Annotated in this window: 18 protein-coding genes, 1 rRNA gene and 1 pseudogene; 2 read left to right on the forward strand and 18 right to left on the reverse strand. The window is 43.2% G+C overall.

The annotated features are described in order from the left end of the window. The 3 genes from HQN90_RS31740 to HQN90_RS31750 form a co-directional block, all read right to left on the reverse strand. Positions 1–77 (reverse strand): 16S ribosomal RNA (locus HQN90_RS31740); the annotation flags it as partial. A gap of 324 nt (positions 78–401) precedes the next feature. Continuing rightward, a complete protein-coding gene (locus tag HQN90_RS31745; protein WP_079417935.1) occupies positions 402–632 on the reverse strand; it encodes a hypothetical protein in 231 nt (76 codons plus the stop codon). 152 nt (positions 633–784) lie between these two features. Continuing rightward, complete coding sequence (locus tag HQN90_RS31750; protein ID WP_173226617.1) at positions 785–1,396, reverse strand: stage II sporulation protein M; 612 nt, start codon at positions 1,394–1,396, stop codon at positions 785–787. Positions 1,397–1,513: 117 nt separating this feature from the next. Between HQN90_RS31750 and pdaB the strand changes: the two genes are divergently transcribed. Next, complete coding sequence (gene pdaB, locus HQN90_RS31755) at positions 1,514–2,296, forward strand: polysaccharide deacetylase family sporulation protein PdaB (protein WP_173226619.1); 783 nt, start codon at positions 1,514–1,516, stop codon at positions 2,294–2,296. 29 nt (positions 2,297–2,325) lie between these two features. Here the strand turns inward: pdaB and HQN90_RS31760 are convergent, their stop codons facing one another. After that, positions 2,326–2,922 (reverse strand): KinB-signaling pathway activation protein, encoded by a 597-nt coding sequence (locus HQN90_RS31760; protein WP_173226621.1) that lies wholly within the window; start codon positions 2,920–2,922, stop codon positions 2,326–2,328. Between the two features lie 136 nt (positions 2,923–3,058). Here HQN90_RS31760 and gerD point away from each other — a divergent pair, with 136 nt between their 5' ends. Continuing rightward, on the forward strand, positions 3,059–3,850 hold the full coding sequence (gene gerD, locus HQN90_RS31765; protein ID WP_173226623.1) for a spore germination lipoprotein GerD: 792 nt from the start codon (positions 3,059–3,061) through the stop codon (positions 3,848–3,850). Positions 3,851–3,899: 49 nt separating this feature from the next. Here the strand turns inward: gerD and HQN90_RS31770 are convergent, their stop codons facing one another. The 14 genes and pseudogenes from HQN90_RS31770 to HQN90_RS31835 all read right to left on the reverse strand — a co-directional run bounded on the left by HQN90_RS31770 (position 3,900) and on the right by HQN90_RS31835 (position 12,315). Continuing rightward, positions 3,900–4,994 (reverse strand): Mrp/NBP35 family ATP-binding protein, encoded by a 1,095-nt coding sequence (locus tag HQN90_RS31770; RefSeq protein WP_173226625.1) that lies wholly within the window; start codon positions 4,992–4,994, stop codon positions 3,900–3,902. A 60-nt stretch (positions 4,995–5,054) separates the two neighbouring features. Further along, positions 5,055–5,810 carry an N-acetylmuramoyl-L-alanine amidase CwlD gene (gene cwlD, locus HQN90_RS31775; RefSeq protein WP_173226627.1) on the reverse strand — a complete coding sequence of 252 codons (756 nt, stop codon included), beginning with the start codon at positions 5,808–5,810 and terminating at the stop codon, positions 5,055–5,057. A gap of 80 nt (positions 5,811–5,890) precedes the next feature. After that, a pseudogene (gene sat, locus HQN90_RS31780) lies at positions 5,891–6,313 on the reverse strand (sulfate adenylyltransferase); the annotation flags it as partial. Between the two features lie 140 nt (positions 6,314–6,453). Further along, complete coding sequence (locus HQN90_RS31785; protein WP_173226629.1) at positions 6,454–7,146, reverse strand: phosphoadenylyl-sulfate reductase; 693 nt, start codon at positions 7,144–7,146, stop codon at positions 6,454–6,456. 229 nt (positions 7,147–7,375) lie between these two features. Next, positions 7,376–7,768 carry a 30S ribosomal protein S9 gene (gene rpsI, locus HQN90_RS31790; RefSeq protein WP_079417958.1) on the reverse strand — a complete coding sequence of 131 codons (393 nt, stop codon included), beginning with the start codon at positions 7,766–7,768 and terminating at the stop codon, positions 7,376–7,378. An 18-nt stretch (positions 7,769–7,786) separates the two neighbouring features. Then, positions 7,787–8,224, reverse strand: a complete 438-nt coding sequence (rplM, locus tag HQN90_RS31795) for a 50S ribosomal protein L13 (RefSeq protein WP_079417962.1) — start codon at positions 8,222–8,224, stop codon at positions 7,787–7,789. Between the two features lie 175 nt (positions 8,225–8,399). Next, positions 8,400–9,161 (reverse strand): tRNA pseudouridine(38-40) synthase TruA, encoded by a 762-nt coding sequence (gene truA, locus HQN90_RS31800; protein ID WP_173226631.1) that lies wholly within the window; start codon positions 9,159–9,161, stop codon positions 8,400–8,402. Positions 9,162–9,301: 140 nt separating this feature from the next. Further along, positions 9,302–9,667 (reverse strand): 50S ribosomal protein L17, encoded by a 366-nt coding sequence (gene rplQ / locus HQN90_RS31805; RefSeq protein WP_079417964.1) that lies wholly within the window; start codon positions 9,665–9,667, stop codon positions 9,302–9,304. A gap of 24 nt (positions 9,668–9,691) precedes the next feature. Further along, positions 9,692–10,636 (reverse strand): DNA-directed RNA polymerase subunit alpha, encoded by a 945-nt coding sequence (locus tag HQN90_RS31810; RefSeq protein WP_029196443.1) that lies wholly within the window; start codon positions 10,634–10,636, stop codon positions 9,692–9,694. 126 nt (positions 10,637–10,762) lie between these two features. Beyond that, the gene (rpsK, locus tag HQN90_RS31815; protein ID WP_079417968.1) at positions 10,763–11,158 is read right to left on the reverse strand and encodes a 30S ribosomal protein S11; all 396 of its coding nucleotides are present in this window, start codon (positions 11,156–11,158) and stop codon (positions 10,763–10,765) included. Between the two features lie 18 nt (positions 11,159–11,176). Next, positions 11,177–11,545 (reverse strand): 30S ribosomal protein S13, encoded by a 369-nt coding sequence (gene rpsM, locus HQN90_RS31820; RefSeq protein WP_028557471.1) that lies wholly within the window; start codon positions 11,543–11,545, stop codon positions 11,177–11,179. Positions 11,546–11,564: 19 nt separating this feature from the next. Beyond that, positions 11,565–11,678 carry a 50S ribosomal protein L36 gene (rpmJ, locus tag HQN90_RS31825; RefSeq protein WP_003333770.1) on the reverse strand — a complete coding sequence of 38 codons (114 nt, stop codon included), beginning with the start codon at positions 11,676–11,678 and terminating at the stop codon, positions 11,565–11,567. Between the two features lie 110 nt (positions 11,679–11,788). Beyond that, positions 11,789–12,007, reverse strand: a complete 219-nt coding sequence (infA, locus tag HQN90_RS31830; RefSeq protein WP_009676800.1) for a translation initiation factor IF-1 — start codon at positions 12,005–12,007, stop codon at positions 11,789–11,791. Between the two features lie 2 nt (positions 12,008–12,009). Next, on the reverse strand, positions 12,010–12,315 hold the full coding sequence (locus HQN90_RS31835) for a KOW domain-containing RNA-binding protein (RefSeq protein WP_326073914.1): 306 nt from the start codon (positions 12,313–12,315) through the stop codon (positions 12,010–12,012). Positions 12,316–12,322: the final 7 nt, after the last annotated feature.

Below are 12,322 nucleotides of genomic sequence, written 5' to 3' on the forward strand. Positions count from 1 at the left end.
GAAATACTCCGCTCGACTTGCATGTATTAGGCACGCCGCCAGCGTTCGTCCTGAGCCAGGATCAAACTCTCCATAGTAGCGAACGATTGCTCGTCCGTATATCTGAAAGCTGAAATGCTCAATTGACTTGCTAGCGAGATTTTGCAATCTCTTTTTTGAACGATTGCTCGTTCGTGCTTACTCACTCGTTGTTCAGTTTTCAAAGATCAATTTCTCTCTTTATTTCATCGCCTTCCGTTTAGCGGCGACTTTTTCAATATACCACAGCGACTTAGCACAATGCAAGTTTTATTTTCAAGAACTTTTAAAATTCTTTTCAACAACGCTCTTGCTTGTCCACCTTTTCGAAGGGGCGAGATATAAAATACCATAGAAAGAGAGGGTAAGTCAAGAACTACCCTCTATTTTTTTTGAGCCTGATTATTGCGGTTTCTGGCATACTTGGATATTTCCTTTGGTGACGCTAAACGAGCATACATCCTGAAGATGACTTTATATCTGGATTCTATGGCCCCTTTAATTTCTTGATCCATTCGTTTGTCATTAAGATCGAATAGCATTTCATCTAATTCTTTGCGCAAAACATAATCTAACTCTCTGCATTCCCGTTCATTGAACAAAAATCCGAGCATACATCCATCCAAACCCCTCTCAGCTGTAGAGATTTATGGCACTGCCAGTAATGGGTTAACGGAAGATAAGCCTGATCAAACAGCCCACCTCCTTACCGCTTTACTGTTATGCTCAGATTTTGCCATTTTTATGACAAGGATCTGAAAATATTTTACAGATGCACCAACCAGTACGTAAGGGTGCTTTCAATAATAGCTGCGAGCAGCAGCAAGACAACAATAGCTACTATAAGCGGCTTCGTGAGAGACATTACTTTCTTCAATTCGATACTAGCCGTTCTGAGTTTAACGGGAACAAACAGCTGCAAGCCTGATTTCCAAACCAATAATCCTAGCTTAAGCCCGTACGCGCACGCAATCAGAATAACCGGAATTTCTATAATGCCATGGGGAAGTATCCCTTTGAGAACTGCCGACAATGCGCTCTCATGTGTCTGCAGGGTGAGTACATAGCCAAGTATCATACCATTAGCGACAAGCATAAAGAGCGGTAAAATACCGAAGAGCAATCCAAGAAAAATAATAAGGACAGACTTAATAGCATTATTCAAAAAAATGATTACAAAATACCAAATTTGTGGATTGTCTTTGTTGCTAAGTGACTGGCTAATCGACTTAAGCCCCTGAATTTGCCCTTCTAGAAAGTGCGAGAACTGACTTGAATTGGACCAGCCCAAGTAAAAGCTGAATGCAAATACCAACACAACTACGATGAAATAATGTTTCATTTCTTTAAAATGGTGAAGCAGCGGTTTGAATGTCATCTTCCATTCCTCCAATTTCGGAAGCATAAGTCCTGTGTACGAGCATACAGTATTTAATAAAGAGTATACAAGCCTTGCCTGCCCAGGACGAGGTTTACAAGGAGGTACAAGCTACGGATGAACTACTTTTTCGTTGTCAACGCTAGGAAATTCAAACAATATGTGTTTATTGCGCTTGCTATTGTGTTCGCGGGAGCAATCGTCTATTCCGAGCAAAGCAATGTATCTGTTTTCTCAAACACGGAACCTTCGGCTATTTATAGTGTCCAGACGGAGAGAAAGGTCATTGCCCTGACCTTCGATATTTCCTGGGGTGAGAAGCGTGCAGAGCCTATTTTAAAAATACTTAAAGATAAAGGTGTGAATGATGCGACTTTCTTTCTATCCTCCCCCTGGAGTAAAAGCCACCCAGAAATTGTCGAAAAGATCAAAAAAGATGGCTTTGAAATCGGCAGTCATGGGAACAAACACGACAATTACAGCACGCTTAGTGACGAGGAAATACGCAGGCAAATCAGTACAGCACACGGTATTTTGACGGAATTGATCGGAAAAGAGCCGAATTTGATACGGCTACCCAATGGCGACTTCGACAAACGGGTTCTGCGGATTGCAGAGGACTTGGGCTATTCTGTTATTCAATGGGACACCGATTCGCAAGATTGGTTAAACAAAGGGGTCGATACCATTATTAATCGCGTCGTCTCCAAAGCTCATCCCGGAGACATCGTCCTCCTGCATGCCAGCGATTCTTCCCAGCAAACACATGAAGCACTCCCTGTCATCATTGATCAGTTAAAATCCAAAGGTTATGAGTTCGTTACCGTAAGCGAGTTAATCAAACAAACCAAAGTGGAAACAACGCCAGTAGAAGATCGCGCGATGAAGCAAATTCAATAAGGGTCTGTACGAAAAAAAGAGCTAAGTGATTAGCTCTTTTTGTTATCTAATATTTTATGTAGGATGAGGATTTGCCATGCATTACATACAAGCAATGGGGCTAACATGAAGAAGCTCGATGCTGCATTATCCAGCTTAAGCGCAGGCACAGCTTCCAAAACAGTTACCGCACACATGAAAAACAAAGTCGGGATAAACGCATTTCGATTCGTCATTTTTACTTTCCAGTAAGCAACGCCTAACGAAATAATTAATATAAGGATTGGCAACACTATGTAACTGAATACCGAGCCGGTGCCTTCAAAATTAGTCATTCTGAGATAGACGAGGTCAAACAATACAACAATGACAACGGCAAGCTGCAAGAGATCCCATACCGTTTTGGATCGAATAATCCCCACAGCAATAAATCTTACAATTAGATAAGCAAAAAAGCCCATTTGGCTGAGTACACTGATGGTTGCCCCACCAAGAAGCATGTTCAGCACATTAAATCCAACCGCCGATAACCCCATGACAGAAAATTCTTTGTCGGAATATTGTAATATGAGTCCAATAACTATAGATACAACCATTCCTAATAATAGTGTTGTCCAAAATAAATGAAACCATTTACGCAACGTCAAGATCATTACCTCCACACTTCAACTCTAATTGTTAATTGTACCAACGTTTGAGATAAAAAGCCAATGAATCCCCCTTATAATATCTCCCTAACCACACATACTAACATTATTAAGCTAGGGAAGGGAGCATGCTTTTATGTTCATAAGAAGGCTAAGAAAACTGCAAGTCTTACCGTTCATTTCAATCGCTTTGCTTCTCTCATCGTGTGGGTCTGATAATTCATCACAAGGTCAATCTCAAGCCAATACGTATAAAGAACAAAAGACCATGGTGCTCGACATCCTCAAGTCAGATGATGGTAAAAAAGCCATTAGCGCTGCAAACCGCAGCATCATGAATGGCGATGTTGGGACCAATAGCATTGCTGGTCAATCTCAAATCAAACTTCTTTCGGCGAATGAATCTTTACAGCTGCAAATGGCCGTTAAGGATGTTCTCACAGCCAAAGAAAATAATATGTTCCTTACCGACATGATGAAGGATCCCAAGTTTGCGGGAGATTTCGCCAAGGCGATTCAAAAGGAAACGAAGCAGATGTTTAAAGAGCTGCTCAAAGATCCTGAATACCAAAAATCGCTCGTTGATGTGATGAAAAATCCAGATTACGAGAAAATGATGCTAGATGTTATGAAAACAGCCTCCTATCGTCAGCAAATGATGACCGTCATGGAGGAATCCATCCAGAGTCCCCTATTCCGCTCACATATGGTAGATCTGCTTAAGTCAGCCATTGCGCAGCAAAGTAAACCGGATCAAATGCCTACAGCCAAAAGCGCAGATAAGAAATCTGGCGGCGGCGGTGGCGGCGGGGAAAGTAAAAGCGGAGATGATAAGCAGAAGGACGAAAAAAGCGATTCCAGTTCCGAGGACTCGGACCAGCAAGATGACAAGAAGAAAAAGAAGGACTCCGGTTCTTCCGAATCATAGGCCAACAAAAAGGGCGCGCGGACTTTCATCCGCATGCCCTTTTTGTTGTTTACTTCTCTAATTTGTTAATGATTGCCGCGGCCATTTCGAGGTACAACTGGCCTGTATTGGAGTCCTGCTTGTACACGGATGGAGAATAATCAATTTCGGAAATATGATTGTCTGGAGCTCCTAGTGGAATCTGCGCCAATAGTTCACTATGCAGATCTTCCGCCAGCTTTGCTCCGCCGCCTTTGCCGAACACATAATCTTTGGTGCCATCCTTGCTTTCGTAATAAGACATATTCTCAACAATACCTAGAATCTCATGGTTGGTTTGAATCGCCATAGCCCCCGCTCTGGCTGCCACAAAAGCCGCTGTCGCATGCGGGGTAGTCACGATGACCTCTTTGCTCTGAGGAATCAATTGATGCACGTCCAAAGCAACGTCACCGGTGCCTGGAGGAAGATCTAACAGTATATATTCAACATCTCCCCAATTAACTTCATTGAAGAAATTCCGCAGCATTTTGCCCAACATAGGTCCACGCCAAACAACGGGTGCATTGTCTTGTACAAAGAAACCCATAGAGATCACTTTAACGCCAAACTTCTCAACCGGAATAATGACATTGTCAACAAGCTTTGGCTGTTCTTCTATGCCCATCATATCCGGAATGCTAAAGCCATATATATCGGCATCAATAATGCCCACTTTCTTGCCTTGCCGAGCCAAAGCTACAGCCAAATTAACCGTTACCGTGGATTTACCAACTCCACCCTTGCCGCTGGCAATGGCGATGAATTCAACTGTAGACTTTTCTCCTAAAATAGGTTGGTCAATCGGCGGTTGAACAGGTTGCGTAGATTTCGGCTGCTCTGCCGATGCTGCATCGTTATTCCCAATCTGATTGCGCTCATAATCGGTCATAAGTCTAAAACGTACATGTACTTGGGCTGCACCCAATTTCTCTAAGGTTTGGCTTATGTAGGATTTGGCCTTCTCTTTGAAAGCCTCATCTTCTGATGTAATAATCAGGCTTAATGATACGTTCTCGCCGTTAAACAAGACGTCTCTAATTAAATTAAGCTCAACAACACTTTTGTTATACTGAGGTTCTATAAGAGGTTTTAATGCTTCAAACAGCTGATCTTTCGTTATCATAGCCACACCGCACCTTTATTTAGACATCGTATTTGTGGCTTTTATTATAACACATTCTGATTAAGAACCCACTTTTTCCCCAGCAAAATATCGCAGCACCCCTTGATAAATCGAAGCCGCTATCTTTCTCTGATATTTTTCATCAGCCAATAACCGCGCTTCCTCCGGATTTGAAAGAAAGCCTACTTCAATTAACGCACTAGGAATTTTTAAGGCTTTTAATAAATAAACGGTCTTGTCCGCTAGCTTGGCGACACGATCGGTATTTTCCAGATTTCTCTTAAGTTCAAGCTGTATGAGGGAAGCCAAATTCGGATTATTGGGATTATTCGCATAGTAGAACGTTTGTGCGCCTTTCCATTTTGGAGAGGGAATGCTGTTTAAATGCACACTAAGAAACAGATCCACATCCTTATCGTTGATAAGATCCGCACGATTGTGAAGATCTTCTGTTTTTCTCTTACTATAGCCTTTGGTACCTGGCTCAGCCAGATCCGTATCTGTTTCCCTTGTCATAATGACGAGAGCTCCGGCTTGCTGCAAGTAATCCCGCAATTGCAAGGTGATGGCAAGATTAATATCTTTCTCAATCACCCCTTCCTTGCTTGAAGCACCGCCATCTGGCCCTCCATGCCCAGCATCTAAAGCAATCGTTTTGCCTGACAAGGGCAGGCTCCAATCGGACCAGGTTTTCGTAGCCGGCAGCTCATAGGCATAGATGAATACGACCAGAGCGACCAACAAGGTCGAAAGGACAAGCTTAAGACTACTGTTAAAAGTCAGCCAAACGACCAACCTCTTCTTCCTTTTGCGCATAAAAAATCCACCTCTGTTCCCCATAGACTCTGTATCATCTATATGGGACAGGGTGGACAAATATACCTTGCTTACACTTGTTATCCAGGGTCTTTCAGACCTTCGACAAGAACTTCCGCTACTTCTGGACGCGTGAACTCCGGAGGCGGGCATTGGCCACCTCGAAGCAAACTGCGCACCTTTGTACCAGACAGTGTCATATGGTGAGATTTATCGTGCGGACACGTTTTGCTTGAAGCCATGTTGCCGCATTTGGCACAAAAGAAGCTGTGTTCGAAGAATAATGGCGTAATCCCGATCTCTTCTGCAGTAAAGCTGCTGAAAATCTCTTGCGCTTCATACGTGCCATAGTAATCGCCTACACCTGCGTGATCGCGTCCAACGATGAAATGGGTACAACCATAGTTTCTTCGTACAATCGCATGTAGAATCGCCTCACGAGGGCCTGCGTAACGCATAGCAGCTGGGTAAACCCTTGGGAAAGTACGATCTTTGGGATAGTAATACACGAATTTGTTTCAATGAAGTTGCTAAGCGAAGAAGTTATCTCTTTGTTCTGCAGGAACCAAGAGGTTAATCAAAGAACCACCATGAGGTTGTATCGTTGCCATACGTCGCACCTCCATGATATCTAGTTCAATAATTATTTATGGAGTCCACATTCTGTTTTCTCAATACTTGCCCAACGGCCCGCACGTGGATCTTCACCCTCAGCCACTGGCCGCGTGCAATGTGTGCATCCGATACTTGGGAAATTACGATCATGCAATGGATTATAAATAACGTCATTCTCACGAATGTAGTTCCAAACATCTTCAGAAGTCCAACCAGCAAGTGGATTGAATTTAATTAAACCAAATTTCACATCATATTCAACTTTTTTCGCATTAGCGCGTGTTGGCGCTTGATCGCGGCGGATACCAGTGATCCATGCATCATAATTTTTGAGGATATCTGTTAATGGATCTACTTTACGAATGTTGCAGCATTGGTTTGCATCGCTTTTCCAAAGCTCATCGCCGAATTTCTCAGCTTGCTCATCTAAGGTAAGCTTAGGCAGCACTTGAACAAACTTTGTTCCATAATGCTGTTCCAAACGATCTCTAGTCTCATAAGTTTCCGCGAAATGAACATTCGTGTCCAAATAAAAAATATCTACATTTGGATTAATCTTTTGCAGCATATCTACAAGCACAACATCTTCAGCGCCAAAGCTGCAAGCAAGCGTCAAGCTTGGAAAAGTCTCAACCGCTAATTTCAATAAAGCTTCCGGCGATTGATTTTCGAATTCCTCAGCAGCCTTCGTTACAAAAGCCTCTTTTTCAAAAAGATTCATGTGAGTACCTCCATTTTTATTTCATCTTTAATCCCGACTGATATTGTATGATTTACAATTAATTATAGCTGAGATCTTTCTTCTGTCAATGACTTTTCATCATTTTGGTATAAACTTTTGTTATCTTTATGAAAATAGACTCCATCTTGCTAGTGTATGAACACAAAAAAGAAACCTTTCCAGCAAAATGCCGAAAAGGTTTCTCTTGAGCGCCATAAGACGCCATTTCTTAACGTTTGGAGAACTGAGGAGCACGACGAGCGGCTTTCAATCCATATTTTTTACGCTCTTTCATACGGGAATCACGTGTTAAGAATCCTGCTTTTTTCAAGGATCCACGGTATTCCGGATCAACTTTCAGCAATGCACGGGAAATCCCATGACGAATTGCGCCAGCTTGTCCGCTGATGCCACCGCCATTTGCAATTACAAGAATGTCGTATTTACCAACAGTTTCTGTAAGTGCCAATGGTTGTTTAACGATCAGTTTCAAAGTTTCTAGACCGAAGTACTCATCTAGATCACGTTTATTGATGATGATACGTCCTTCACCCGGTAATAGGCGTACACGCGCTACCGAATGCTTACGACGACCCGTTCCATAATATTGAACTTGTGCCACGAAACGTTCCTCCTTATATTAACCGCGAAGATTCCAGACTTCTGGTAGTTGTGCTTGGTGTGGATGCTCTTCTCCACCGTAAACTTTAAGCTTTGTTTTCAAGCTATCACCAAGACGGTTCTTTGGAAGCATACCGTGCACGGCAAATTCGATCATGCGATCAGGTTTGCTGTTAAGCAAATCTTGAGCGGAAGTCACTTTTAAACCACCTTGGTACAAAGAGTGACGGTAGTACATTTTGTTTTGCATTTTTTTACCAGTTAGCTTAATTTGGGAAGCATTGATAACAACTACGAAATCGCCAGTATCTACGTGTGGAGTAAACTCCGGTTTGTGCTTACCGCGGATAATGCTAGCTACTTCACTTGCAAGACGGCCAAGTGTTTGGCCTGCAGCGTCAACAATGTACCATTTACGCTCAACTTCATTTGGCTTAGCCATATATGTGGTGCGCATGCTTAGTCCTCCTAAAAATATATCTCAATAACATTATTATTATGATTAAATTACATTAACGATGGATGGTATTCAAGGCAATTGAGGATCAGGGGCTGTGGGGTAGCCGATCACTAAACGCCAAGTTATATTTTACACGAAGATTCGATAAGAATCAAGTAGTGTTTTAGGCTTTTTAATACTCAACTCGCCATAGCGTTAAACCCATAGCTTCGGCCGTAGGCCCTGCTTCAGCTCGATCTCTGGCTTCAAGAATACGCAGCATGTCGCTGCTTGTTCTCTTGCCTTCACCGATCTGTATCAGCGTCCCTACGATGATCCTAACCATGTTATACAGGAAGCCGTTCCCCGTCACAATCAGACGGATCCTTGCGACCTTGTCCGTCGACATCATCTCATCGGTTTCAGTCTCCATACGAACCTCGTAGAGAGTTCTCACCTTGTCTTCCTTATCTGTTCTCACCGTACAAAAAGAAGTGAAATCATGCTCTCCTAGCAAGCAAGGGAGCGCCTCTCTCATGGCTTCCACATTTAAATGCGTAGGGTGATGGTATTCAAAGTTGCGGTGAAAGACATCAGGGAAGCGCGCCGAGCGAATCGTATAACAATATGTCTTGCGTTTCGCGGCTTTGCGAGAATGAAAGGAAGGAGGGACCTCTTCCGCGGTATGTGCGACGATATCTCTAGGCAATCGAGCATTTAGAGCTAAACACCAACGTTCCACTGGGATCTTGGAGTTCGTGGTGAAATTAATAACTTGTGCTTTCGCATGTACACCGGCATCTGTACGGCCGGATGAGATGACTTTCACCGACTCACCCGTCAACATCCTTACAGCTTGCTCCAAACGATACTGAACCGTATCTGCTTTGGGTTGTATCTGATATCCTGAATAGACCGTGCCATCATAGCTAATGGTAAAACGTAGATTTCTCAAGGCTTGTTCCTCCATGAGTCATCCTTCCTATCTCCGTGGTTAGCCAATGCTAAACTCACACTAGGGGAACGCGCCTAGACTGCAAAAAAAGGGCTTCACCAGAATCTAAGTAGATTCCGTCCACCCTTTCCCATCCGTTTTTATGCGCGATCTACTAGCTCTAGGTAAACCATTGGTGCTGCGTCACCGCGGCGTGGTCCCAGTTTAAGGATACGTGTGTATCCACCTGGACGCTCGGAGTAACGAGGTGCCAAATCGGAGAACAGTTTTTGAATCGCATCTTGATTCTCATTTGCAGCTTCTCTACGTACAAAAGCAGCTACCTGACGGCGTGCGTGCAGATCTCCGCGTTTCGCAAGAGTGATTAACTTCTCAGCGATTGAACGAAGTTCTTTTGCTTTTGCTTCTGTAGTTTGAATGCGTTCATGTATGAACAGATCTGTTACCAGATCACGGAATAATGCTTTACGATTACTGGAATCGCGGTTCAACTTCCTGTAGTTCATTGAATTAACCTCCTTCTGACACGATTATTCCTCGGTACGAAGACCCAAACCAAGCTCTTCGAGCTTTTCTTGAACTTCTTCAAGCGATTTGCGACCTAAGTTCCGAACTTTCATCATGTCTTCTTCTGTTTTGGTAATAAGCTCTTGTACGGTGTTAATCCCTGCGCGCTTGAGGCAGTTATAAGAACGAACAGATAGATCAAGTTCCTCGATAGTCATCTCTAGAACTTTCTCTTTCTTATCTTCTTCTTTCTCCACCATAATCTCAGCGTCTTTGGCTTCATCCGTCAAACCGACGAATAAATTCAAATGCTCCGTTAAGATTTTGGCACCCAAGCTCACTGCTTCTTCTGGTCGAATACTTCCATCGGTCCACACTTCGAGGGTCAACTTATCATAGTTAGTCACTTGGCCGACGCGAGTATTCTCAATACTGTAGTTTACTCGGGTAATAGGCGTGTAGATCGAATCAATTGGAATTACACCAATTGGTTGTTCTTCATGCTTATTTTTGTCCGATTGGACATAACCGCGACCTCTGCCCGCATGAATCCTCATATGAAGACGCGCATCTGGAGACAAGGTAGCGATATGAAGATCCGGATTAAGAATCTCTACATCGCTATCACCGCGGATATCAGCCGCCGTGATGTTGCCTTCTCCTTCAGCATCAATTTCAAGCACTTTCTCCTCGTCGGAGTGAATTTTCAACGAGAGACCTTTCAGATTGAGGATAATTTCCGTTACATCCTCAAGCACGCCAGGAATCGTTGAAAACTCATGCAAAACGCCATCGATTTGGACAGAGGTTACTGCTGCCCCGGGTAAAGAGGACAGTAAGATACGACGTAGTGAGTTACCTAAGGTTGTACCATAGCCACGCTCCAACGGCTCAATGATAAATCTACCATAAGCGCCATCTTCACTTAATGCTACAGTTTCTATTTTTGGCTTTTCGATTTCGATCATGAAATGTACCCTCCATTCAATACGTCGTTTCCCTCTGGATACTTCGCTTCAAAATTTAATAGTATGCCTATCCTTCAACCCATTATTCACGATTTTAGGAAAATTATACTACAAAGTGATCCCGAATTATACGCGACGACGTTTTGGAGGACGGCAGCCATTATGAGGAACCGGAGTCACGTCTTTAATTAGGTTTACTTCCAGACCTGCTGCTTGCAAAGAACGAATTGCAGCTTCGCGGCCAGCGCCTGGTCCTTTTACCATAACTTCAACAGTTTTCAAACCATGCTCCATTGCTGCTTTAGCTGCTTTTTCAGCTGCCATTTGCGCTGCGAAAGGAGTACTTTTACGGGAACCTTTGAATCCAAGGTTTCCTGAACTTGCCCAAGAAATTGCGTTACCATGAGGATCCGTGATCGTTACGATCGTGTTGTTAAACGTTGAACGGATGTGTGCTACACCAGTCTCAATATTTTTCCGGTCACGACGTTTCGTACGGACGACTTTTTTAGGTTTTGCCATTAGCTCTAACCCCCTTTATTATTTCTTCTTATTAGCTACCGTACGACGAGGACCTTTACGTGTACGAGCATTAGTTTTAGTACGTTGTCCACGAACAGGAAGACCACGACGGTGACGAAGACCACGGTAGGATCCGATTTCGATTAGACGTTTGATGTTTAAAGAAATTTCGCGGCGAAGGTCGCCTTCTACTTTAAGGGTTTTGTCAATTACATCACGGATTTTGCTCACTTCATCTTCCGTAAGGTCGCGAACGCGAGTACTAGCGTCGATACCTGTGGAAGCGATAATTTTCTGAGCAGTTGTAGTGCCGATACCGAAAATGTAAGTCAACGCGATTACAACTCGTTTGTCACGAGGTAAGTCAACTCCAGCTAAACGTGCCATCTACAGATTGCACCTCCTTTTAACCTTGTTTTTGTTTGTGCTTAGGATTTTCACAAATTACCATTACATTACCTTTACGGCGAATAACTTTACACTTCTCGCAAATCGGTTTGACTGACGGTCTTACCTTCATTTTAAGCCCTCCTTTAAGATTTCATCGTAAGCACCATGTTGCGTTTTCGTTAGAAAACTTGCTTCGTAAGCATACGCCTTGAAAGAGTAACTTACATATAAGCCAAACATTTATTTAAAACGGTAGGTTATACGGCCTCTCGTTAAATCGTAAGGCGATAATTCTACGGTAACCTTATCTCCAGGCAAAATGCGGATAAAGTGCATTCTGATTTTACCGGATACATGGGCTAGGATTTTATGACCATTTTCCAATTCAACTTTAAACATTGCATTCGGAAGAGGTTCAATCACTGTACCTTCTACTTCAATTACATCTTCTTTGGCCACAGTCATTCTCCTTTCAATTGTGCTTCATCTTGCATAAGTTCAACGAATTTGGCAATTGCGAAACGCAACTTTCCATTAGTAACACGACCTGTTTCCCTAATGCTGGACTCGACTTCACTGCTAATCGTTTCTTGTAATTGAAGATGATTCAGGTTCTTCTTCTTCGGTTGATCGAACTTGCGATGAACGCCGTCTGCAAGCCAGACAAAGCGATGATCGACAATGCCAATCACGACCGCATATTCTCCGGGATCTCTACCGCGAAGCACCTTTACGATTTGACCCACTTTTGGAATCCCACTATCCACACATCAT

Source organism: Paenibacillus alba (genome assembly GCF_013204855.1).
Lineage (GTDB): Bacteria > Bacillota > Bacilli > Paenibacillales > NBRC-103111 > Paenibacillus_E > Paenibacillus_E alba.